Origin of the sequence: Frankia gtarii, assembly GCF_025403375.1 — a bacterium.
Classification (GTDB): Bacteria; Actinomycetota; Actinomycetes; order Frankiales; family Frankiaceae; genus Frankia; species Frankia gtarii.
Map to the genome: position 1 here is coordinate 1 of NZ_JAMPTM010000086.1, position 23,265 is coordinate 23,265.

Here is a 23,265-nt window from a genome sequence, read left to right on the forward strand (position 1 = left end):
CCCCCGGCTCGGACCGTCCCCGTGCCCTCGCCCGTGCCCCCGTCCGGGAACGTCGATGATCCGGCCGGGGCGACCGGCTGCCCCTATCCGGGCCTCGCCGGGTTCGACGCCGCCAGTGAGCGGTGGTTCTTCGGCCGGGAGCGGATGGTCACCGACCTGGTCATCCAGGTACGGACACGGCTGGCCGAGGGCGGTCCGCTGGTCCTGGTGGGGGCCTCCGGATCGGGCAAGTCGTCGTTGTTGCGTGCGGGCCTGCTGCCGGTGCTGGCCCGCGGGGCGGTTCCGGGATCGGACACGTGGCCGCAGGTTCTGATGACGCCGGGTGAGCATCCCGTGCGGAGCCTGCTCGATCAGATCGCGGCCGCCGGGATCGCGGCGGCGGCGTCGCTGCCGGACACCGAGGTCCCGCAGCGGCTCGCCGAGGCCCTCGTGTCCCACACCGGCGAGGCCGGCCTGGTGATCGCCATCGACCAGTTCGAAGAGATCTTCACGCTCTGTGATGATCTTTCCGAGCGGGAGACCTTCATCCGATCTCGCCGCCGGCGACGAGGCCGCGGCGGCGGTGCTCTGGTGGGTCGGGCCCGGGCTGCACATCGGCCCAGTCGGCCTGCTCAACGTTCCCGCCGGGGATCCGACCGCGGCCAGAGTCGGCACGATCCGGGCCGTGGCGTTCGGTCCCGACGGCCGCAGCGTCTACACCGCCGGCGCCGCGGGTCGCATCCGCGTGTTCAGCGGGCCGAACCTGCTGCACCTGACCCACACCGCGACCATGGGCGTCGGCAACGACCCGATGACCGCGCTCGCCGTCGCGCCGAAGGGCGCTCTGGTCGCCGCCGGCGGCAACCTGTTCGCCGGCGTTCCACTGTTCGATCCGGCCGCCAACACGGCCAGCACCGCCTTCACCGATCCGTCGGACGGGGACAGGCCGCTGACCTTCCTCGACGAGGGCGCGGCGACCTGGAGCGTCGCCTTCAGCCCCGACGGGCGCCATCTCGCCAGCGGATCCGCCGACGGCGCCCTGCGCGTCTGGGAGATCCCTGGGCCCGCGCTCATCGGCCGCCACGGCGACCAGCAGTCGTCCGAGGTCAACCCGCGCACCGGTGACGTCGTCACGGTGTCCTACCGGGCAGCGGAACTCTGGAACGTCACCGACCCGTACCGTCCCACGTCGCTGTCGGCCATCACCGACGACCTGGCCGACGATGGCGACGTCACGAACAGCGCGACGTTCCATCCCGACGGCCGCCTGTTGGCCGTCGCAACGGCCAAGCGGGTCTGCCTCTACGACATCACCGACCCGCGGCGACCATCCATGATCAGTACCTTCGCCGGACCGGCCGGCGGGGTGTTCACGCTCCGTTTCAGCCCGGACGGCCGGACCCTCGTCCTCGGCGGCCTGGGGGCGCCGCCTGCGTCGCGCTTCTCCGTGGAACGTCGCCGACCCGTCCCGGCCGGCGCTGATCACTTCGATTCCCGGCCACGTCAGCAACGTGAACACCGTGACGTTCAGCCCCGACGGCCGCACGTTGGTGACCGGCAGCCTGGACAACTCGGTGCAGGTCCGGGACGTCCACCGCCGGGCGCATCCGAAACTGGTCGAACGATTGAGCCGGTCCGGCGGCACCGACAGTCGAATACCGGATCGACAGCCCGTCCGGAGTAGCCGTGGCGCCCGACGACGCCCTGTTCGTCTCCCAGCCGCTCCTGCACCGCGTCAGCAGGGTCGACCCGGAGTTCCTCCTCGATCTGGCCCGTACCGGCGCGCCAGGCAACGACCCGGACCAGGGCACGAGCGTGGTCGCCGGCACCGGGAAGGCTGGCCGCGGCGGCGATGGCGGCCCCGCGTTCGACGCCGAACTGGACAGTCCGGCCGGCATCGCCGTCGGGCCGGACGGGTCCCTGTTCATCACCGACTCCTTCAACGATCGGCTCCGTCGGGTGTCACCCGACGGTCGGATCGAGACCGTGTCCGCCGTATCCGGGCTGCGTCGTCCGAGGTCGGTGACGGTGGACGGCGACGGCGTCATCCACCTCGCCGACACCGGTAACCATCGGGTCTGGCGGCTCGACCCGGACGGTGCGGCCCGGGTCGTCGCCGGTTCCGGCATCCCCGGACATTTCGGGGACGGCGGTCCGGCGATCCACGCATCCCTGAGCGGACCTCAGGCGGTCGCCGTCGACGCGCAGGGCCGGCTGCTCGTCGCCGACCAGGAACACCGCCGCATCCGGCGGGTCGACGCCGGCGGACGGATCGAGACCATCGCCGGCACCGCCTACGGGGGCCGCCCGGCATCAGCCGGCTGGCCGGCCCGCGCCACGGACATCGGCGCCCCAACCAGCCTGGCCGTCGGTCCCGGCGGCGTCGTCTACCTCGCCGATTCCGTGCACAACCAGGTACTCGCCCTGCGGGACGACGGCTCCCTACGCGTGCTTGCCAGCCGGTCCGGACCGGTGGTCGTGGCCGACCCGCGCCAGGTCGCCGTCGGGCCGGACGGGACCGTTTATGTGGCACAACCAGGCCGGCACCGCATCACGATCATTCCCGGGCGATGACCGAGCTCGGCCGCCAGGCCCCCTTCGCGCGCCCGAACCCCGGTGGGAGCAGCCGACCTCGGCGGGACTGACGCGGACCGCTACCGGTGGCGGCCGGAGGTGAACATCCAGGCCAGGTGGGCGCCCGGCATGTCGCAGACGGTTCGGACGATCAGGTGTAGTCGGTCCGGGTCCGCCGTCGTCGCCAAGCTCCGCGCCTCGGTGAGGAAGGCGCGTTCGGCGTCGTCGAGGTCGCGCAATCGTCGGGTGATGTGCACCTGTACCTGTTCGAGCGCGGTGCGCTCGTCGCAGCCGGTGGCGCGCTGGAGAACGATGATGTAGTTGGTGGTCTCCCCGAGGGCGGCTTCCCGCGGCAGGGAAACCACGTCGTTGGTCCAGGCGATGATGTCACTCGAAGCCGCACACAGCTCGGTCCAGCTGTTCGTCGCGGCGAGGTCCGGGGGAATCTCCGTCTGGTAGGCGACTTCCACCAGGTCGTACATGAACATGGCATTGTCGTCCCGACGCAGTGCCGGGTATTCCTCCGGGCTCGCCACCGTGCCGTTCTGCCGGTGGGTGATCTGCGCAAGGAAGGCGTCGCGGTGATCGTGGATGTGCCGGCGGATGCGACGCCGCCACTGCGCGGACATTCCCCGGGCGGTGCGGGACCATAGATCGGCAAGCGCGGCCACCGACGCAGGGGCGGCGGCGGACGCGGGCTGCCCTTCGGTGATTGCGATGATCGCGGCATAGGTTTCGCGCACGATCTCCGGACTGCGGCCCATGGGCCCTTCGTCCTGCTCGTCATCGAGGTGGAACAGCCACACCGCCCACTGGGCGAAGACCTCGACGTCGGCCTGCTCCGCATCGGGCAGGATCCGGGCGGCCGCCAGGTGGAATCCGGCGGCGTCCAACCGGGCACGCGCGGCGGCGTCGACGGCCAGCCCGAACTCGGCGGCCCAGGTCAGGACGTGTTCGCCGATGCGGTCGGCCGCGGGATGCATCCGTTCAGGGACGCGGATACCGAAGTCTGGTCTGGGCACGCCGGTGTGACAGAGCTCGGTCATGAGGTGGCCTCGGTGCAGGGAGGGGGCGGAGTCCGCCCGGGTGACATGCCTACATGGCAAAGGCGGCGGTGAGATAGGGCGAGCCGGAGTACACCGGGAACCCGCCCGTGCGGACGTGGGGCAGTCCGGCCAAGAACCGTCTGTCTGCCATTATGGCGCGACAGGATTGCCCGGCGGAGGAATTCGGCCGAACTTATCGAGCAGCTCCGGCTGGCAACACCGACCGAAATCCGACCCTGTCCTTGATGTGGATCTCGTCACATCAAGATCGCCGATTCCCGCCGCCGGCCTTCCTGGTGACGCCGCCGGCGAAGTCGCCCGTCACCCGTCTTCCGGGCTGACCGTCCCGGTCTCGGTCCGGGTGAGGCGGATGAACCCTTCGGTGCCCCGGACACTGCGTAGACAACCGTCTTCCATGTCGGCAACCAGGGCCTCACCGTTGTTGCCCCAGGCGACGACCGGCACCTGGCAGACGAGCTTCTGCCCGTCAGGCGTGCTGGCGGGCAGACCGCCCACGATGTTCTTGTCGCCGCCTTCGGAGGTGGGCCTGAAGAAGGCGGTGTAGCCGTGGGCAGGGATCATCGTGGGTCCTCCCGGTAGGTCTTGGTCTCGGCGGCGCCAGGCGTTGGGCAGCAGCGGGCGGTCACGGCCCGACCAGCCCTGCGGCGCGCGCCCGGCGGAACACGTCCATCAGGTGCGGGTCCACCGCGTCCGCTCGGCCCGCACGGAGTCGTCAGCGTTTCGGCTCCTCGCCGGCTCTCCCAGCATGCCGCGACGCTCGGCCCGAAGCTCTCACCGACGTAGAAGCTCTCACCGACGTAGAAGTTCAGGGACATCTTCTGTCCCTGGAGTTGCGACAGCGCTCCGCTGTACGGTATGCCGCCGAGCGGACGCGGATCGTCGACATATGGGGACACCTGCCCGCGGGCGCACACACCATGCCCGCCCGGCTCGCCGGGGTACGGCGTCGTGCGCATCCTCATGCCTGGACCCCGCCGGGCTCGCGGACGTACTCATCCGCCTCGAAGATCGCGAACTCTACGATGAGGCCCACGCGAAACTCATCGAGATGATCCACCTGCATTTCGCGACGACGGCGTTCCTACGCTGATGCGCCCCGCGACGGCCGCTGACATCCCCGCCGTGGCCGACATGATCCCCGCCCCCAGCGCATGGCTCGAGGAACGTGGCTGGCAGACCTGGCGCGCCGAGGCCGACAGCCCTCGCCGGGCAGGCCGACCACACACCGACCACCGACAGCGGCGGGTGGGTGCTCGACCTACCTCATAGGCGCTGTTGACGCGCCGGTGGAGGGACGTGCTGCGGCCCCGGCCAGCGAGGATGCCGGACCGGGGCCGCAGGGATCGGCGAGGTCGGGTTCCCTGCCCGTCGTCGATCGGGTCTGTGGCGTCGCCGTGGGGAGCGGTGGCTAACATCCGCGGTCCGTTCCCACGAACAGAGCCAGGGCGGTCGTGTCCGTGACCTGGCTGTCGAGCCCGGTCACCTGTCCAAGGTGTTGACGAGCGTGTACCCGCTGAAGCCACCGCCGGCGACGGCTTCCGCCCCGGCAATGCCGCTTACCTGGACGGGAAGCAGGCTGTAGGGGGGAGTCGTGAGGCCCTTGCCCAGCTGCCCGAAGAAGTTGCTGCCCCAGGCCCACACGGTGCCGTCCCGGCGCAGCGCGTACCCGCTGAAGCTGCCCGCGGAGATCGCGGTGACCCCGACGAGGCCGGTGGTGCCGTTGACCGGGACGGGCACCAGGGAGGTGTCGTCGGTGCCGTTGCCCAGCTGCCCGGTGTTGTTGAGGCCCCAGGCCCAGGCGGTGCCGTCCCCGCGCAGCGCGTACCCGCTGGCGCCCTCGCTGCTGGCGGCGATGGCGGTCACCTCGCTGAGGTTGCGGATCACGACGGGTACCGTGCTGGACACGGTGGTGCCGTTGCCCAGCTGCCCTTCGTCGTTGTCACCCCAGGCCCAGACGGTGCCGTCCCCGCGCAGCGCGTACCCGGTTTCCTGGCCGCCGGCGATCGCTCTCACCCCGCTGAGGCCAATGATCCGGACGGGTAGTGGGCTGTTGGCGGTGGTGCCGTTGCCCAGCTGCCCTTCGTCGTTGTAGCCCCAGGACCAGACGGTGCCGTCCTCGCGCAGCGCGTACGCTGTCGTGCCCCCGCTGGCGATGGCGATGACCCGGGTCAGGCCGACGACCCGCACGGGTACCCGGCTGTTGGTGGTGGTGCCGTTGCCCAGCTGCCCGTAGTTGTTGTAGCCCCAGGACCAGACGGTGCCGTCCCCGCGCAACGCGTACCCGTTGGCGCTGCCGCCGGCGAGGGCGACGACCCGGGTCAGGCCCCTGACCCGGACGGGTACTCTGCTGTTCGTGATGGTGCCGTCGCCCAGCTGCCCGTAGGCGTTGTAGCCCCAGGACCAGGCGGTGCCGTCCCGGCGCACCGCGTATCCGGCGTACCTGCCCGCGGCGATGCCCACCACCTGGGTCAGGCCGGTCAGGCCGCTGACCCGGACGGGTACCGCGCTGTTCGTGGTGGTGCCATTGCCCAGCTGCCCGAGGCCGTTGTAACCCCAGGACCATGCCGGGCCGGGCCCCGCCACGAGGGGGCGCGGCCCGGAGGCCGTTCCCCATGCCGGGGCCGCTGTGGCCGCTGTCGGCAGGGCCACGATGCCGGCAGCGGCCAGCGCCACCGCCACCATCCCCAGCCTTCGTCGACGAAACATGTCCACTCCTCAGAACCGCGGGTGTCGCCATCGACACCCGTTGGTCACGAAGAGTAGTTAACAGGGATCCTTATATGACTCCCTGGGCGATATATTCGCTGCGCTGCGTGTTGATTAGATTACTCGACATACCCCCCGGCTACGACATGCTCACGACCCGACACCAGCGTCCGGGCACGTTCGCGCAGGAGGCCGGGTCTGGGCGCGGGTTCCGCAACGCCCTGACCCGCACGGACGGGACGCGGCCACAGCCCGACGCGCGGGTGATCGCCAGCGAGCCGGCCTCGCCCCCCGTTCGGACTGTCTCCGGATGCACCGTGTGAACGACGTCGTGGACCTGATGATCTGGCCGGAACCCGACGTGCCGCGCGCGATCCGTGGGACCGCCACCCACACCCCCGACTGCTCTACGCCCGCCCACAACCCCGGTACCAGATCATCGAGTTCCTCCGCGGCGAACTCCTCGACACCATCGCGCCCCGCGGCACCCGCGCGCCCGGGCACGTCCTCGACGATGTCAGCAAACTGTTCGGCCAACTCGGCCTCGTCCCGCGGGACGACCTCCCGAGCCTTTCCGCCGTCGGATTTCCTCGACGAGTAGTCGACGGCTTCTCAGGCGCTCCCGCTGGCCTGAAGTTTCTGCACGTCCTCGGTGGTCATGCACCGCCCTCCGATGCCCCAGTCCCCGCTGCGGACCTCCTCGACGACGACATGGGTCACCGATCGCGTCGCCTCACCCTCGATACCGACCATGACCTCGGTCAACTTGGTGATCATCTCCTGCTTCTGTCGCGGGGTGAATACGCCCTCGATCACTTTCACGTTGACGAACGGCATGCCCGTCACCTCCAACGCTGTACCCCTGGCACCAGCTGCCGTCCGGCAGCCGGGCTGACCAGGGTGTACCCAGGCATGCCGACGAAAGTCAGGCGTCTTCCTGTCGCTGTCGCGGTCGCGGTCGCGGTCGCGGTCGCGGTCAGCCTCCTTGGGCTGCCAGCCAGGACCCAGGTCGCAGACCGGCCCGCACAGCCGCGCCAGCGTGCCGGGATGCCCAGGTGCTCGACGTCCAGCTCGCGCGGTGCGGCCGGTGTCGGTTTACGCACGGGGCCTGCATCCTGACGGCGCCCTGCGGTCGGCCCCACTACCGCCGAACCTGGTACCGGGCGTGCTCGCCCGCGGAGCGCTCATGGTCGCCTGGTGGGCTGGCCTGCCCCATGGCCGCAACCTGCCCCCGGTGCACCGGGCCGGGGGCGATGTGGCGGCGCGCCCTACTGCTCGCCCTCGGCGGCTGGGCGGCGCTGCGTGGCGTCGAGGACACCGCGACCCTCGGCTCAGCAGACCGGCAAAACCTCTGATCAGACACCTGACCGATCAGCCCGGTAGGCGTCGATGACGACGGTGAACTGGCCGTTGACGGTGACGTCGGTGATGCCGGCGAACAGGGCGCCGGTGCCCGGCAGGGTGACGACCGTGCGGACACAGACGACGAACGACGCGCCCGGTTCCAGGGTCTGGGCACCGTCGCCGGGATTGCCCGCTCCGCAGTTCGCACCCACCGGGGCGAAGTGGAGCTGCGGCTCGCCGGACACCCCCTGGTCCTGCAGGGAGAGGGCGGCGGCGAGGCGGGCCCGGTCGGTGCCCTGGGTCTCGCTGTCGGCGGTGGCGAAGGCGCGGCCGGCCTCGCGGGCCGCCTCGGTCACCCCGAACGCCGATTTCTGCACCGAGAACACGCACAGGAACAGGTACACGAACGGGACGAGCAGCACGACGGACAACCCGACGAACTCGATCATCGCCGAGCCGTCGTCCGTCCCTCTCCCGTCGCGGCGCCGCCGGCTCCGGTCGTCGCGGGGCGTCCGTCCCTCTCCCCACACCACCCGCGTCCAGATCGCGCGGATGGTACGCAGTCGCCGGAAGGTCACGGCTGCTCCTTGACGGCGTGGCCGGTGACGGTGATCGTCACGCCGTCACCGAGGGGAACGAGGACGAGCGGGACGGCGACCTTGCAGGTCACCTGGACGAGCGGGGTGCCGCCGGGGCCGTCGACGTCGGTGCCGGTACAGACGGTGTCGGCGCGGCCGGGGATCGTCCGGGCGATGAGCGCCTGGGCGTAGGGGCCGCCGTCCGCGGCCGCGACGCCGAGGTTGGCGGCGTGCCGGGCGCCCTCCGCCGCATCCGCCGCGAGCGTGTTGCGGATGTGCAGGATCAGGCCGACCTGCAGGATCCCGAGGAACAGGAACAGCAGCAGCGTCCCCACCAGGATGAACTCGACGACCGCCGACCCCTCGTCGCCCGGCGTGCCCCCATCGTCGGGTTCGCCGGCTTCCCCTTCGCCCCGCGTGGCCGGGGGGTCAGCCGCCGCCACCGCCGCCGACGCCCGACACCGAGTTGATCGCCGAGGTGAACAGGTTCTGCAACGCCGGCGTCGCCAGCGTGGCGATGGCGACGACGAGGGCCGCCGTCATCACCGTGATCATTACCCAGCCGGGGACGTCCCCCCGGTCGCGGCCGTTGCCGCCGGCGCGGCCGTCGCCGTCGGCGCCGCTCGTGTCGGTCGCCGACCGCCAGGCCAGCCACCTCGCCTTCAGGGTCTGCCCGATGCGTCGTCCCATGTTCCCTCCATCACCGTCCGGCCTGAGCCATGCGCCCGGCCATTGAGCCGTGCGCCCACGTCGTCCGTGCCGCGCACCCTGTGCATCCGCGTCGGGCACCGCGTTGTGCCAAGCCGGTTGGGGGCCTGTGTCGGATCAGGCCGCGTCCCTCCTCAGGGGCCGCCGCGATCACTGGGCGATCACGGTGAAGCTCACCAGGGCGGGGTAGAAAGCGAAGATCACAGTCGTCGGCAGGACCAGGAAGACGACCGGGATCATCATGGCGATCTCCTTGCGACCGCCGGCTTCCAGCAGCTGGCGCTTGCCGGCCTCGCGGACGTCCATCGCCTGGGCGCGCAGGATGTCGGCCAGCGGGGTGCCGCGTTCGATCGCGACGGCCATACCGTCGACGAACCGGGCCAGGGGCGCGAGCGCCGTGCGGGCGGCGATGCCCTCCAGGGCCTGCACGAGGGTGGCGCCGGCGCGGGCGTCGGCGAGAGCCAGGCGCAGCTCGCGGCCCAGCTCACCGTGGGTAAGCCGGCTGACCCGCTCCAGCGCGCCGATCGCGGACTCCCCCGCGGTGACCGCCAGCGCCAGCAGCTCGGCGACCGTGGGGAACTCCAGCAGCATCCGGTCCTCGCGCTCGTTGATCGACCTGGTCAGCCAGTACTCGCGGCCGACCACCCCACCGGCGGCGCCGGCGACGACGAGGGCGACGTCGACCAGGGCCGGCGGGCCGATGCCGAGCAGCGTGCGCAACGCCAGCAGGAACGCGCCGATCAGCGCGCCGCTGACCGCGCAGATCACCTGCTGGACCCGGAACTCCTCGATGCTGGTCCGCCCGCCCGCCTGGGTCAGCCGGCGCTGCAGTGCCGCCCGGCCGCCGAGGAAACGGTCGAGCCGGCCGGCCACATCCGACAGCAACGGCCGCAGGAGCGCCTCGACCGCGGCGAACCCCGGGCGGGCCGACGCGCGCGGCCGGGCCGCGAGCAGACGGGACGGAGTGGGCGTGTCGCGAAGGTAGGGGTCGAGCCGGTCGGCGAGCTGGATGCGCCGCGCCCGCGGCGACCGGTAGACAACAATGACCAGGCCGAGCCCGGCGAGCAGGCCGAGCAGCGCCCCGGCGGCGACCATCGTCATGGCTGCCTCCCCCGATCCGGCTCCGCCCCGAACTCCGGCCCGTCGAAGCCCCCGAGCCCGTTGGTGGTGGTGGCAGTGGTGGCAGTGGTGGCAGTGGTGGCGGCGGCCTGGGCGGCAGCGGCCTGGGCGGCGGCGATGGCCCCGCCGCGCAGGACCCGGCCCTCCTCGGGCAGCCGGCCGATCCGCTTCATCAACAGGTAGGCGAGGGCGGACACGCCGCCGCCGCCGACGAGCACCAGCACGCCGGTCGGGCTGTCGTACGCCTGCACGTTCTGGCCGCGGGTGGCCAGCAGGAGCAGCACGATCCAGGGGGCGGCGAGCGCGAGGCGGGCGGCGTTGACCGTCCAGCCCTGGCGGGTCTCCAGCTCGGCCCGGGTCCGCGCGTCCTCACGCAGGAAGGTCGACAGGGTGCGCAGGAGCCGGCCGAGGTCGGTGCCGCCGACCTCCCGCGCCATCCGCAGCGACTCGATGATCCGGTCGGCGACCGGGTCGGCGAGCTCGTCGGCGAGGCGGTCCAGGCAGGTCGAGAACGATCCGGTGGCGCTGTAGTCCTCGCCGAAGCGGGTGAACGCCGGGCGTAGCTGCACCGGCCCGCGCACCCCGACGGCGGCCAGGCCCTCGGGCAGCGACATCCCGGCGCGCACGGCGCTGGCAAGGTTGTCGACGACGTCCGGCCACAGTTCTCGCAGGTCGTGGATGCGACCGTGGCGGCGGCGCACGACCAACGCCCGCGGCAGCAGGCTCGCGAAGACCACGAACGCGCCGGCGAGCGACAGGGTGCCGGTGAACGCCAGCACGAGAAGACCGACGAGCAGGCCGAGGCCGGCGCTGATCGCGACGAACTGGCGGGGGCTCAGGCCGCGGATGCCGGCCTGGGCAAGCAGCTCGGCGGTGGTGTGCTCCCAGCGCATCGTCGTCGGGCCACTCGACGCGCGGGGCCGGCCGCTGGTGATGATGAGGAACAGGCCGAGCCCGCACAGCAGGCCGAGAAAGATCCCCATCAGTGCTCCACGGCGATCTCGGGCCAGCCCCCGCCGGGCCGGCGGTGGGGGTGGTCGCGGTCCCCCTGGGCGAGCAGGGCGGGCAGGTCGTAGCCGGCGCGGGTGAACCGGTCGACGTGCGGGGGGAAGCCGTCGGCGCGGACGAGGCCCTCGGCGCGGGAGCGGTAGATCTGGGCGATCTCCACGATGTCGCCCTCGGCCCGACCGGGCAGCGCGACGATCTCGGTGACGCGCCGTCGGCCGGAGACGTCCTTCTCCAGGTGGACGACGAGATCGACGCTGGCGGCTACGGTCGGCACCACGAAGGCGTGGCTGACGTTCTCCCCGGCGAGCAGCGGCAGCGTGCACAGCTTCGTGACGGCCTCACGGGCCGAGTTGGCGTGCAGGCTGCACATCCCCGGCAGCCCGGAGTTCAGCGCGATGAGCAGGTCCAGCGCCTCCTCCTGGCGGACCTCGCCGACCACCAGCCGGTCCGGGCGCATGCGCAGCGCCTCCTTGACCAGCCGACGCAGCCGGATCTCCCCGCTGCCCTCCAGGTTGGCCTGCCGGGTCTGCATCGCCACCCAGTCCGGGGCGCGCAGCTTCAGCTCGAAGACCTCCTCGCATGAGATCACCCGTTCGCGGGCGGGGATCGCCGAGCCGAGGCAGTTGAGCAGCGTCGTCTTCCCGGCCTGGGTGCCGCCGGCGACGATGATGTTGAGCCCGGAGACCACAGCGGCCTCCAGGAACGCGGCGGCGGCAGCGGTGATCGTGCCCAGCCCGATCAGCTCGTCGAGGCTGCCCGCGCTCAGCACGAACTTGCGGATGTTGATCGACCAGTGCACCCGGGTCACGTCGGGAATCACCACGTGCAGCCGGGAACCATCCGGGAGCATGGCGTCGACGAAGGGGGTCGACAGGTCCACCCGCCGGCCGGACGATTTCAGCATCCGTTCGACCAGATCCTGCACCTGGTCGGCGGTGAGAATTGTCGTCGTCAGCTCGCTGCGACCAGCCCGGGCGATGAATACCCGACCCGGCTCGTTGATCCAGATCTCTTCGATGGTGGGGTCGTCGAGATGGCGTTGCAGCGGCCCGAAGCCGGCGACCGCGTCGTAGACCAGCCGGGCGGTGACATCCCGGTCGACGACGGGCGGAAGGTCACTGACGAGAACGCGTTCCTCATAGTCGGCGAGCACTTCCTGAACGAGCTGGCGGACCTGAGCCGGATCGCGCACGGGATCCAGGGAACGCCGCCGGACGAGCTCGCGGACCTCGTCCTCCACGAGCGATGTGGCGTCCAGCCAACCGCCACGTGCCACCGCCACGAAAACCGCCGATCCTCCAGCTCCGCCTCTTCCTCGCCCGGACAATTGCTACGAAGCGTAGAAAGAAGGTCACTGCTTATCAAGCCCTGACCATCAGGGCGGACGCAACAACGTTCGCACAACCCCATCCGGGGGTGTGGGCCGGGTCGGACACAGGCAGGTCACGGTGTGCACAGCGTCCCACCTTGACCACCCATAAAGTTACTCTCCGCATTCGATACACGGGCGCGGCTCGAGGGGCACCCATCGCCCTACGCGTACATCCCGTAGATCGGTCGTCCGCCGACCGCCCCGGAAACGCCCACAGGATTTCGCCGCCTAATCGTCCCGGAGGCGGTAACCTCGCGGCGGTCCCTAACCCGCTCATCCGTGAAGCCACAATCGCCTACTGGGTCGACCGGTGGAGCCTCCCCCACCCCGCCGATCTCACCCGGTAAGCCACCAACGCCTGCCTCGGGGGTCCCTTCCGTGTCCGGTCAGCCATCGATCCGCGGGCTCGCCAACCGCTGGCGAGAAGCCCATCCGCCCACCATGGTGGCGCCGCCCAGGACCTGCCTGCAGCCCGCCACGCGCGGCCCGAAAGGGGCGAACCGATGAGCGGAGACTGGGATTTCCAACCGTCGGACATGTTCGACAAAACCGCTTGGAAAATGTTCTGGCGGATTGTGGAGAATTGCCCCGTGGCGGTATTCGCCACCGACGCGGTCGGCCGGCATCTCTTTGTGAACCGGCCGTGGTCCGAGCTGACCGGACTTACCCGCGACGAGGCAGTCGGCTGGGGATGGGACCGGGTGGTCCATCCCGACGACGTTGCCACGGTGGGCAACCATTGGCGGCGACTGGTCACGCATGGCGACGGGTTCTCCGCACAGATTCGACTGGTCCGGCCGGGCGGGACCGCCCGTCGGGCAATCATTCAGACGGTGGCGACGTCCGCCGGCGACGGGCGGCGCCGTTTCGTCGGCACCCTCACCCCGGCGCCGGTCGGCGCTCCCACCCCGGGCGGCATCGACCACCGCGACGCCCGCGGCCTGGACGCCCCGGCGCACCCCGACAGCCAACCGCACACCGCCGGCCACCCGCATCCCGACGGCCACCCGCTCCCTGATGCCCTAACCGACCCTCTCGCCGACAACGACGCCGAACACCTCACACCGCCCATCGACTCGGGGGCGGGGACGGGCGCGGGGGCACCGGATCTCAGCGCCTTCGACACAGCCTTCCTCGACGAGCAGCTACTCGGCCACGAACTGTTCGGCCAGGAGAATGCCGAGCCGGAGGGCATCCTGCCCGGCGGGCCCGATCGCTACGAACTGTTCGACGGGCTGGGCGGCTACGACCCGTTCGACGATGCAACCCGTGCCTTCAGCGACTCCGCCGACGATCCGTTCCGCTGGCCTGACAGCCCGACCGGCGCAGACGATCCGGACCACCCGGACGGACCGGACCGATTCGGCGACGGCTCAGCCGATCCCACGCCGAACCTCGGCGGTCCGGTCATCGGTCATCCCGCCGGAACTGGGCACCCCCTGTCCGGGCCCCCGGCGCGGTGGTCCGATGCGGACGACGTCGCGGCGAATCGACGTTGGACGATCCCCCTGCCTCGCCGGCCGATTCCCGGCGAGCCGACACCCGGCTGGTCCTCCCCACGCGAGGCTTCGGAGGACCGGTCGCCGACCTACCCTCGCGGCGCCCTACCGCCCGGCGCCGAGTGGCGCGCCGCCGTCGTCCTGCACCGAGACGAGGACGCCGATCTGCATCCACGCCCCCCGCACACCGACGAACGACACCCGGCCGAGGGCTGCGGCTGCCTGTTCGCGCAGACGCAACGGATCGAGGAGGCCTGCCGGGACCGGGAGCGCTGGCTGACGACCCTGCTCGCGGAGCTTGCGACCGCGGTCCTCATCGCCGATCGCGACGGCAGCGTCGTCGCCGTCAACCAGATGTACTGCGACCTGTTCGATCTGGCCGACTCCCCCGTCGACCTGGTCGGCACGGACTGCCGTCGGCATCTGCGGCCGCGGGCCGGGCTGGTCGACGACCCGTCTGGCTTCGCCGCCCGCCTGGACACCCTGCTGCGCCGACGCCGCACGCTGCGCCGCGAGCCGGTCATGTTCGCCGACGGCCGCGTCTTCGAACGCAGCCACATCACGCTGACCGCGGCCGACGGCTACCGCGGTCACCTGTGGCTCTACAGCGACGTCACCGACCGCCGAATCCTCGAGGCCGAGATCGAGGGGCTCATCTCCGGGCTTTGAAACGGTTCTGGGCCGTAAAACCGTGGCTGAGCCTCGGCACGATCTGGCCGTAATCTGGCCGGAAACCAGGTCGGCGAGCAGACACGCGGCAGCTACCGGGGGTGGCGCCAGCAGAGTCAGCCGACGACTACCTGGGGTCAAGGTGGGATGCGGGACCTTCGTCTAGTAGACGCCGCCGTAGTGACGCACCTGAAGATCCTGGGCCTGACCCACCCAGTCGTCGGAGATGATCCGGTCGCCGAATCCGTCGAGCTTGTGGGCCAGCCGTTCGACGTCGGTGTCGCCCATCTCAGCAAGCTGGCTGAAGGTCGTGATGCCCAGCGTCCGCAGCCGCGACTCAATCACCGGGCCGATGCCGACGATCTCCTTGAGGTTGTCGCCGCCGGCGACAACCGGATCGAGTAGCCCGTTCCAGCGCGGCGCGGACTCCTGGACGACCCGGCCGCCCGCGGCCTGCTCGCCCATCGCGCCCGACCACACGCCCGGCGTGCGCGAGGGCCCGCCACCGGTCGGCGCCAGGACCCCGGCCACCGCCGCCGGCCGCTCCTTGGTGACGCCGGAGGAGGCTTTGGCCCTCATCCCAGCCACGCCCAGCGTGCCTGTGCGCCCCGATTCGGTCCCACTCGCGGGCGCAGCAGCCCCAGGGTCGGCCGGGGCCGCCGCACGGGCGAAGTCACCGGAATCCGGCCGCACCGGCTCGGCAGGCCTCGCGGACTCCGCTACCTCGACCGGCTCGTCCTCGTACGCCGGCTCCACAGCATCAATCGGCGCTGCGACATCGGCCGGCTCGGCAACATCGGCCGGCTCAGTTACCTCGGCCGGTCCCGCAATCGCGGCCGGCTCGGCAGCGGCCGGCTCGGCTGCGCGGGTCTGTGCGAGGGGCTGGAGCGGACCGGCTGCTCGGGCGGAGCGGGCGGTACGCGCTGACGCCACGGCCTTCGCCGTACCGACGATCTCTGCGTATTCGATGGCGGCCGAGTACTCCACCCGGTGCCCGGCTTCGAGGGTGGAGCTTTCGCGCGTGGAAGCCTCGGCGGCGGCGATGGGCTCCTCGGTCTCGGTCTCGGTACCCGTGGCGGTAACGGCGTCAGCGTCGCGCCCGAGCGCGGACTCGGTCCTTGAGATCCGGCCGAGCAGGCTGATCCGTTCCGCGGCCCATTCGGCCTGATGCCGGTCGAGTCGGGTGGTCATGGTCGCGACGAGGCGCTGGGAGTCCTCCGCCTCGGTGCGTGCCATCGCCAGTCGGGAGGAGAACTTCGCGGCCCGGCCTTCCGCCTCGGCCAGCTGCTGGCGCAGCAGCTCGGCCTCGCGCGCGAGCTCCGCGACGGTTAGCCCGGTGTCAGCCGGGGCAATGACCGCGTCTGCCGACGATCCGTCGTCCGCTGCACGCTCCCCGCCGATGCCAGCCCCGGCGCCGCCTGTCGCGGCCTCGATTCTGGCGCGCAGCGTGGCCTCGATCTCCTCGACCCGGGCGCTCGCCGTAATGGCATGCCGCTCCGCGGCACCGATCCGTTGCTCGGATTCGGCGGCCCGCTGCTCGGCCACGGCGAGGCGGGCGGTCAGGTCGGCCTTCTCCAGGGCGGCGTCGTCCCGCTGCCGGCGCAGCAGGGCGACGAGCTCGGCGACCGGTTCACCGACGCGCACGGCGTTGATCGGCAACGCGATCGGCCCGGTGGTGGCAAGTTCCGCACCAACCTCGTCGGGCCCAGTGGTACCGGCGACGGCCGGGCCCGCGGACACCTCGTCAGCGCCGAGCCCGGTGTCGGCGCCGTCCTCGAGCCGTTCAGCGGTCCCCGGCAGCTTGTCAGCGTCGAGGCGCGGGGCGGGCCCGGGCAACGCCTCAAGCTCGAGCCGGGCGCCTTCGGCGAACGCGTGATCCTCGCGCTCGGCGGGTTCCACAGCCTGCTTCGCACCACCCCGCAGCGGGGTCCCGCCGCCGAGCTCCCGGGCGCGGGACGTGATTGCGAGCGGCACTCCCGCGTCGTCGGCCACCCCGCCGTCGGCCACCCCGGCATCGGGCATCGGCACGTGGCCTCCGGCCCTGGGATCCGGCTGACCGTCGCGGGTCTGGCGCACCTGCCGGCGTAGCGGGGCGATCAGGAACACCCACGCCAGCGCGGCGCCGATGAACATCGCCACCAGCACGTACGCCAGGATCTGCCCGGCGAGGTACAGCATCGGCTGCCAGCCTCCTTACGCGGTTGGGTTATCGAGATCCACGCCCGCCCGAGCCGGCAAGCCGGCACGAGGGATGTTGGGAGAAAAACGGACCATCGGCACCAACCGGGCGGGAACCCGGCCGGCGCCTCACCGCCCACCTACGCATTATTCGCAACACACGACATCGGCCATACCTCGGGGAGGCACAACCGTTGTCCATCCAGACCAGTTTGCGTGGAGAAAAGCCGCCCACGGACGCCGCACGGTGAGCCAGACCACCGCATTGGAACCGGATGGCCACCCTGAGCGCCGTCCGATGCCAACATTTCACGCCGGGTAGCACCGGTCCAGACATCATGCCCCAACGAACCATCAATGGGTGTGGTCTGGGTCACATCGAACGGCACGCCGTCAGGCGGCGAGCTCCGGCGGCCGGCGCCGAGCACCACCCGCGTGACCGGCCTGCTCCCCCATGGCGGGGCGCGCCTGCTCACAGCAGGTCGGGCAGCTCCTGCGGGGCGAACCAGAGCAGCTCGAAGCCCTCGACACTGTCGACGATGAAGGCCGCGTCCTCGCCGCCGAGGTCAGCCTCAACGATGTGATCGGCTGCCTCGGCCACGGCGTCGAGGACCTCCGCATCGTCGCCGTCGTCGACATGGATCGCTCCTACGGCCGACCAGGGAACCGGAAAGTCGATCTCGGCGGCGCCCCGTTCGAGATCGTCACGGACACGGACGTCGCCGTCGGCGAGGTCCGCGACGAAGACCAGGCGCCGGCGCGGTGCCGCCGGGTCGGCGTCGAGCAGGCGCAGGCTGGCGCGCGCCGCGTCGTGGAGCACCGCGTACTCCAGCTCCTCCTCGGACTCCGACTGGGCATACCACTCGCGCAGCGCCGGCGTGACCGCGAAGCCCGTCCCGGCCGGCACCTGCCCGGACTCCCATACCGATCGCGCGGCGATGAGCGTGGACGGCAGGTAGATGCGCACCCGAGCAGTCTCGCAACCAGTCGCGCCGGACGAACAACGAGGGTCCCACCCGACGGGCGGTACGGGCGGTACGAGCGGTAGAGGCGCGGCCGTGCCGCCGGGGCCGGAGCAGCGGGTCGGTGCCATGCCGCGGACCGTCCGCGTCAGCCGGCCAGGTCCAGGCCGAGCCGGCCTTCGGGCGGAGCGGAGCCCGCGGTGGTGTCGGCGCCCCCCTCGACGCCGGCACCGCCGCGGGTGCCGCTCCCCCCGGTGCCGGTGACCGCACGGGTGCCGGTGACCGCGCCGCCACGGCCGGCGGCGGCAGTCGTGGCGACCCGGGCCGGCCGAGGGCGAGGCCGAGGGCGAGCACTCGCCCGCAGGGCCGCGCGCGTGGTTCGCAGGCTGGTCTCGAAGACCTCCGCCCGGCGGGTCAGGTCCATCAGGTTGCCGCCCATGACCGCCAGGTCCTCCGGTCCTGGGGACAGCACCGTCACCCGGGTGCCCGCGGCCTCGACCAGCTCGACCTCCCGTAGTAGCCGACGGGTCGCGGCGCGCCGGACCTGCCGTTCGACTATGGCCACCGCGCCACGGGGGCGATCGCTGGCCAGCGAGCAGGCCGGCGCGAGCACGAGCACCTCCGCGAGCCCGGCGTCGGCGAGCAGGTCGACCGACGTGGGTGAACGGGTCCCGCCGTCGACGAAGCGCTGGCCGCTGGACTCGATCGGCGCGTACCAGCCGGGGATCGCGCAGGACGCCATGACAGCCTCGGGCAGCGTCACCCGGGGTGCGTCGGGCGAGCCGAACAGCACCCGGTGGCCGGTGTCGAAGTTCATCGCGACGATCCGCAGGGTCGCCGGGACGGGCCAGTCGGCAAGGCTGAGTCCCTTGCGGTCCATCGCGGCCGCGACCAGGTCACCCACTGCGGAGATCTTGCCGCGGCCCTGCGGCAGGATCGCCGCCAGGGTCACCATCGGCGAAGCGTGCCGGGGGTGCAGCGCGCTGGCCGTGAGCAGCCGTGGGGAGCCCATCCGCATGCGGGGCCGAGGGGGGAGGGACGCGCCGAGGTCACGGTAGTCGAGGACGGGGCCGCCCGCCTCGTACAGTCCGCGTTCGGAATTGGCCATCACGTCGATGCCGATGCCGAGGCCAAGCAGGGCCGCGACGACCGAGCCGGCGGAGGTGCCGACCACCAGGTCGCTACTGCCCAGGTCGCGGCCGGTCTCGGTTTCGACGGCATGCATGGCGCCGATCATCCAGGCGGACCCTAGGACTCCGCCTGCGCCGAGGACCAGGCCGCTTCGCGCGACCCGCCTTCTGGTCATTGTCCACCTCCTGGCGCGACGGCCGGGAGGGGATGCACCCTGCGCTGGGGCACTGCCGCCCCGGTCGGCCCGCTGCCGTGTGGGCCCCGCCCGGTCGCACCTGGACCGGTCGGCCGTCGGCTATGCCGCGCGGGGCCTTCCGGAGATGGGCCAGTCGCAGTCCACGGTCCGCGTCGACCGTTCATCACCTGCGGCGCGTGACGCGCCTGGAACGAACCACCGGACTACTCCGGCGGCTCCTCGCTCTCCTCGGGGAAACTCGTCTCCAGGACGCCCCAGTTACGCAGGCGCTCGGCGAACTCCTGCGGCGTGGTGTCGTGCAGCAGGGCGAGGGCGCGCACATCACCGTCGCGGATGGACAGCACGTGCCCGGCGTAGTCGTCACGCTGGCGCTGGATCTGTGCCACCCAACGCCGGACGAGCGCGGAGGTGTCGGGCGGGGCCTCGCTGAGCTTCTCCAGGTTCAGGACCGTGCGCGGGCGACGCTCGCGCGGGGGCAGCTGGTCCTCGCTGGGCAGCAGTGCCGACACCGGCACGCCGTAGAACCCGGCGAGCTCGGAGAGCTGGTGGACGCTGATCATGCGGTCCCCGCGCTCGTAGGAGCCGACGGCGGCGGTCTTCCAACGGCCGCGCGACTTCTGCTCGACCCCCTGGAGCGACAGCCCCTGCTGTATCCGAATCGCCCGTAGGCGGGCGCCCACCGCCTTCGCGTACTCCCGGCTCACCCGACACACCCCCAAGCCGTCTCGCCCGAGCATCCCCGTGCCGCCCGGATCGCCGATCGCGGTTGCGACCGTGCTCCGGATGGCACCTCCGAGGCCTGCTCAACACTAACGTAACGTTGCCGAAAGGGGATTCTTACGCAGACATACATTGCATCACGTTCTGCAGCATGACCGCATCTTTATTCATCCCTCTGCTTCACAGCGCATCAGATCAATATCAAAACGTTGCCGATCTCATGCCGCTGGCAGCTTTGAGTAAGATCCCCTTTACTTCTTGACCAAAACCGTTCGACACAGCGATGCCCGCGAATCGCTCGCTGTAACCGTGCCCGCTACACATCCATGACAAGATGAATACTTTATGTCACCGTTATGCCAAGAGCGTAACGGTGAGTCGCCATCGCCCGGTCCGGCGAGCCGCGCACACCCCCAGCCGGTGCGAGGGAGCGGGGGCGTCCGCAAGACGAACGACGTGTGAACGGAGGGCGAGTGGGGGGACGGAAGGCGCGAACCGCGCAGTCGGTGATCGCCTACCGCGACTGACGCCGGAACCCGCCGCGGCGCCGGCGGGCGACCCCGGGCCGCCCGGCCAGGCGGGTGGCCAGATCCCGGATCGCCAGCCGGGCGGGCGACGTGGGCGCGATGTCCCGCAGGAGCTGACCCGCGACCTGCGCGGCATCCAGCCCTGCGAGGTCGTAGGGCACGAGCGCGACCGGCTCGGTCCCCGTGTGGCGCAGGATCGCCCGGCTGACCTCCCGCGCAGGGTCGCCGCCGACAACCGAGGCCCGCAGCCGGTTGACCACCACGAGCGGATCGGCCGCCGGGACGGTCTCCCGCAGATCAGCCAGTCCACGGACGAACCGGACCAGACCGACCGGTTCCGCCGAGGCGACCGCGAGGACGACGTCGGCCGCTTCCAGCACCGCGAGCGTCGCCCCGTTGCGCCGTGGCGCCGCGGTGTCGAACGACAGCTCCTCGTCCGCCTCCAGGCAGAAGCCGCAGTCCACCACCACGTACGACGCCAGCCGCCGGGCCATCGACAGCACCGTCTCGATGGACGCCGGGCGCAGCTCGGGCCACCGCGACGGCCGGGAGATGCCCGGCAGCACCCGCAGGCCCTCACCCAGGTCTCGGCACAGCAGCGCCAGCCGCGGCACGTCGAGCAGGCCCTGGTTGGCGGACCGGGCCGCGGCGGCGAGGCCCGGCGCCTCCTCCAACAGGCCAACGAGCTGGCCGATCGCCCCGCCGTAGGAGTCAGCGTCCACCAGCAGCGTCGAGGTCCCCAGCGCGGCGATCTCGGCGGCGAGGCAGAGCGCGATCGTCGTGCGCCCGGGCGCTCCGGCCGGCCCCCAGACCGCGATCACCCGGCCGCCGCCAGGCTCGCCGAGGCCGAGGCCGTCGGTGCCGGCGCCGGCCGGGGCGAGCTGCCCGAAACCCAGCAGCGGCTCGCTGTAAGAGGAGGCGGCGGCCGGCCAGTTCGTTGGGGCGGCGGCGTGCGACGCCAGCGCGCGGGAGGCTTCGACGACGGCGCCGGCGACCACCTCGGCGGTGGCATCGGCGGGGATGACCGCGGCCACCCCGAGCTGGCGCAGCCGGCGGTCCGCGTCCTCGTCACCGGGCGCGATCAGGCCGACCACGGCGATGCCGGCCATCGCCAGCCGGGTCAGCGCATCGCGGTCCAGTCGGCGCAGATCGGCCGACAGCAGTGCCGCCCGAGCCGCACCCGTCGTCGCCGCGGCGAGCAGATCCGGCAGGTCGACGCAGCGGCGGACCACGGTGACGCCGAGATCGCGGCGATCGAAGGCCGAGACCAGGCCGGCCTCGACCTCGGAGTCGGTCACCGCGGTCAGGATCGGCAGGCTCACCGGCCGAACCCCGCCACGGTGGTCGGTCCGGTCGAGCCGACGCCGCCGCGGGAGTCCCGTTCGAGCTTCACGACGTCGACCCGCTCGCTCTGCGACGCCGCCACCGCCTGGATCGCGTTGTCGACCGGCACCCGCAGCGTCAGCGAACGGTCGCCGCTGGCCAGCTTCTCCAGCCCGACGAACTCGACGTCGTGCAGGACCAGCGACTCAGCACCGGCCCCCGCGGCCGGCGCCGGCTGATTCGGCTGATTCGGCTGGTCGCCGGCCTGGTCTCCGGAGCCGGTGGCCGCCGCCGCAGCGGAGAACACGTAGACGTCGATGTGATCGCCGGGCTCGAGGGCCGGCAGCCGACCCGCCTTGACGATGACGGGGACCAGCCTGGTGGACTGCATGTTCCGCCCGGCGAAGTCGGCTCCGCTGACGAGCTCCCCGGCGTCGACGGGCCGGGCGAGGGTGGCGCCGGTCAGGTCCCGCAGGCGGCCGCCGGGGTAGTAGCGGTCGGACGTCGCGTCATCAAGGCGGGCGGACACCGTGGTCAGGTCCCCCGCCACGACGACGTGCCCGGCGGGCAGGGCCGACTTCGCCACCACCCACTGCCGGGTCGAGTCCGCCATCGCGAACAGCCGTGCCCCCACGACGACCGAGACGAGCACGAGCAGCACCCCGATGAGCAGCCGGGAGTCCCGCCACCGCCGCCGGGTCAGCCGGCGGGCGGGAGGCGAGCCCGGCGGCGGGGACGCCTCGGAACGGACCGGCGCCGCAGCGAGCTCGGTCACCGGGAGACCTCCCTTTTCTCCTGGCCGGACCATTGGTGCATGTTCACACCTTCCGGTCGCAGAGCGTACGCGGTCGAAGGCCCCGAACCCACCGAAACCAGCGATGATTCCGCTGCGGAACGCCACCGTTGACAATCGGTGTTCGCCGACGGCCGTGCGCAGCAACATCCCGGGTGTTCTGAGCTCACCCGGTTGGACGCGCAGCCGGCCCGGAGCGATGCGCGATCGGGACGAAGCCGCACGATATTCGCCTCACCCACGTCGGCCGCCATACCGTCCTGCGGCGCCGCACGCCGGTAGCGATGCAGGTCAGTGGCTCGGCGGGGCCCGATGCCGGCCATCGACGGCGAGCTCCGGCGGAAGCGGGCAAGAACATCGGCGAGCGATGGCTTTCGGTCGCGTCCGCGCGTAGTTATCCACAAGCTGATGCATCTGGACGCGATGAGCGGTGGAATCTCTGATACACACGTGAGGAGAGACATCCGCCCTCATCAGGAGGACTTTGATGAACGACCGCTTCCTTCAACTGAGTGATGTGGCGGACATCCTCAACATCTCGTCCAGCCAGACCTACGCCCTCGTCCGCTCGGGCGAGCTCCCCGCCATCAAGATCGGCGGCCGGGGCCAGTGGCGGGTGGAGCGCTCGGAGCTGGAGGCCTACATCCAGCGCGCCTACGAGCAGACCCGGGCCTTCGTCGCGGCCAATCCGATGAGCCGCAACGAGGCCCTGCCGCAGGATTGACTGACCGCCCCCGGCCCCCTGACCAACCCGGGGCCGGTCAGGGGACGCGGCGCACGTAGGCGATCGCGTCCAGCGGCATCGTCCATCC

19 protein-coding genes and 3 pseudogenes are annotated in these 23,265 nt (G+C 71.7%); 6 read left to right on the forward strand and 16 right to left on the reverse strand.

The annotated features are described in order from the left end of the window. Positions 1-33: 33 nt before the first annotated feature. The 3 genes and pseudogenes from NBZ83_RS33845 to NBZ83_RS33355 form a co-directional block, all read left to right on the forward strand. Positions 34-471, forward strand: a pseudogene (locus tag NBZ83_RS33845) (ATP-binding protein); the annotation flags it as partial. A 319-nt stretch (positions 472-790) separates the two neighbouring features. Then, positions 791-997 (forward strand): annotated as a pseudogene (locus NBZ83_RS33850) (hypothetical protein); the annotation flags it as partial. Positions 998-1,665: 668 nt separating this feature from the next. Next, the gene (locus NBZ83_RS33355; RefSeq protein ID WP_261575185.1) at positions 1,666-2,553 is read left to right on the forward strand and encodes an NHL domain-containing protein; all 888 of its coding nucleotides are present in this window, start codon (positions 1,666-1,668) and stop codon (positions 2,551-2,553) included. A gap of 80 nt (positions 2,554-2,633) precedes the next feature. Here NBZ83_RS33355 and NBZ83_RS14705 read toward each other — a convergent pair whose 3' ends face one another. The 4 genes from NBZ83_RS14705 to NBZ83_RS14720 all read right to left on the reverse strand — a co-directional run bounded on the left by NBZ83_RS14705 (position 2,634) and on the right by NBZ83_RS14720 (position 7,163). Next, positions 2,634-3,599 carry a terpene synthase family protein gene (locus NBZ83_RS14705; RefSeq protein WP_261570348.1) on the reverse strand — a complete coding sequence of 322 codons (966 nt, stop codon included), beginning with the start codon at positions 3,597-3,599 and terminating at the stop codon, positions 2,634-2,636. Positions 3,600-3,920: 321 nt separating this feature from the next. After that, a complete protein-coding gene (locus tag NBZ83_RS14710; protein WP_261570347.1) occupies positions 3,921-4,181 on the reverse strand; it encodes a hypothetical protein in 261 nt (86 codons plus the stop codon). A gap of 918 nt (positions 4,182-5,099) precedes the next feature. Continuing rightward, positions 5,100-6,326, reverse strand: a complete 1,227-nt coding sequence (locus NBZ83_RS14715; RefSeq protein WP_261575186.1) for an RCC1 domain-containing protein — start codon at positions 6,324-6,326, stop codon at positions 5,100-5,102. Between the two features lie 612 nt (positions 6,327-6,938). Next, complete coding sequence (locus NBZ83_RS14720; protein WP_261570343.1) at positions 6,939-7,163, reverse strand: tautomerase family protein; 225 nt, start codon at positions 7,161-7,163, stop codon at positions 6,939-6,941. Positions 7,164-7,540: 377 nt separating this feature from the next. On the opposite strand from NBZ83_RS14720, the gene NBZ83_RS14725 reads away from it, so the two are divergent. Further along, the gene (locus NBZ83_RS14725; protein ID WP_261575187.1) at positions 7,541-7,681 is read left to right on the forward strand and encodes a hypothetical protein; all 141 of its coding nucleotides are present in this window, start codon (positions 7,541-7,543) and stop codon (positions 7,679-7,681) included. Here the strand turns inward: NBZ83_RS14725 and NBZ83_RS14730 are convergent, their stop codons facing one another. From NBZ83_RS14730 to NBZ83_RS14755, 6 genes and pseudogenes are all read right to left on the reverse strand, one after another. Then, positions 7,682-8,248 carry a hypothetical protein gene (locus tag NBZ83_RS14730; RefSeq protein ID WP_308203792.1) on the reverse strand — a complete coding sequence of 189 codons (567 nt, stop codon included), beginning with the start codon at positions 8,246-8,248 and terminating at the stop codon, positions 7,682-7,684. Beyond that, positions 8,245-8,691: a TadE/TadG family type IV pilus assembly protein gene (locus NBZ83_RS14735; protein WP_261575188.1), complete on the reverse strand. Its 447-nt coding sequence runs from the start codon at positions 8,689-8,691 to the stop codon at positions 8,245-8,247. The genes NBZ83_RS14730 and NBZ83_RS14735 overlap by 4 nt, the downstream gene beginning before the upstream one ends. Next, complete coding sequence (locus NBZ83_RS14740) at positions 8,678-8,938, reverse strand: hypothetical protein (RefSeq protein WP_261565292.1); 261 nt, start codon at positions 8,936-8,938, stop codon at positions 8,678-8,680. The genes NBZ83_RS14735 and NBZ83_RS14740 overlap by 14 nt, the downstream gene beginning before the upstream one ends. Before the next feature lie 168 nt (positions 8,939-9,106). Next, positions 9,107-10,057 carry a type II secretion system F family protein gene (locus tag NBZ83_RS14745; RefSeq protein WP_261565291.1) on the reverse strand — a complete coding sequence of 317 codons (951 nt, stop codon included), beginning with the start codon at positions 10,055-10,057 and terminating at the stop codon, positions 9,107-9,109. A gap of 146 nt (positions 10,058-10,203) precedes the next feature. Next, positions 10,204-11,058: pseudogene (locus NBZ83_RS14750) on the reverse strand (type II secretion system F family protein); the annotation flags it as partial. Next, complete coding sequence (locus NBZ83_RS14755; RefSeq protein WP_261565289.1) at positions 11,058-12,365, reverse strand: TadA family conjugal transfer-associated ATPase; 1,308 nt, start codon at positions 12,363-12,365, stop codon at positions 11,058-11,060. The gene NBZ83_RS14755 and the pseudogene NBZ83_RS14750, both read right to left, overlap by 1 nt. Before the next feature lie 593 nt (positions 12,366-12,958). On the opposite strand from NBZ83_RS14755, the gene NBZ83_RS14760 reads away from it, so the two are divergent. Then, positions 12,959-14,623 carry a PAS domain-containing protein gene (locus tag NBZ83_RS14760; RefSeq protein WP_261575190.1) on the forward strand — a complete coding sequence of 555 codons (1,665 nt, stop codon included), beginning with the start codon at positions 12,959-12,961 and terminating at the stop codon, positions 14,621-14,623. Between the two features lie 162 nt (positions 14,624-14,785). On the opposite strand, the gene NBZ83_RS14765 is transcribed toward NBZ83_RS14760, so the two are convergent. From NBZ83_RS14765 to NBZ83_RS14790, 6 genes are all read right to left on the reverse strand, one after another. Then, a complete protein-coding gene (locus NBZ83_RS14765) occupies positions 14,786-16,801 on the reverse strand; it encodes a helix-hairpin-helix domain-containing protein (protein ID WP_261575191.1) in 2,016 nt (671 codons plus the stop codon). Positions 16,802-17,273: 472 nt separating this feature from the next. Next, positions 17,274-17,768: a DUF6912 family protein gene (locus NBZ83_RS14770; RefSeq protein ID WP_261559325.1), complete on the reverse strand. Its 495-nt coding sequence runs from the start codon at positions 17,766-17,768 to the stop codon at positions 17,274-17,276. Positions 17,769-17,911: 143 nt separating this feature from the next. Next, positions 17,912-19,069: a patatin-like phospholipase family protein gene (locus tag NBZ83_RS14775; protein ID WP_261575192.1), complete on the reverse strand. Its 1,158-nt coding sequence runs from the start codon at positions 19,067-19,069 to the stop codon at positions 17,912-17,914. A 224-nt stretch (positions 19,070-19,293) separates the two neighbouring features. Continuing rightward, positions 19,294-19,794, reverse strand: coding sequence for a transcriptional regulator (locus NBZ83_RS14780; RefSeq protein WP_136448944.1), 501 nt, complete (start codon positions 19,792-19,794; stop codon positions 19,294-19,296). Positions 19,795-20,324: 530 nt separating this feature from the next. Continuing rightward, positions 20,325-21,659 carry a CpaE/TadZ family protein gene (locus tag NBZ83_RS14785; RefSeq protein ID WP_261565285.1) on the reverse strand — a complete coding sequence of 445 codons (1,335 nt, stop codon included), beginning with the start codon at positions 21,657-21,659 and terminating at the stop codon, positions 20,325-20,327. Further along, the gene (locus NBZ83_RS14790; protein ID WP_261565284.1) at positions 21,656-22,435 is read right to left on the reverse strand and encodes an SAF domain-containing protein; all 780 of its coding nucleotides are present in this window, start codon (positions 22,433-22,435) and stop codon (positions 21,656-21,658) included. The genes NBZ83_RS14785 and NBZ83_RS14790 overlap by 4 nt, the downstream gene beginning before the upstream one ends. Before the next feature lie 505 nt (positions 22,436-22,940). Between NBZ83_RS14790 and NBZ83_RS14795 the strand changes: the two genes are divergently transcribed. Beyond that, the gene (locus NBZ83_RS14795) at positions 22,941-23,177 is read left to right on the forward strand and encodes a helix-turn-helix domain-containing protein (protein ID WP_261565283.1); all 237 of its coding nucleotides are present in this window, start codon (positions 22,941-22,943) and stop codon (positions 23,175-23,177) included. The last annotated feature ends 88 nt before the right edge of the window (positions 23,178-23,265 follow it).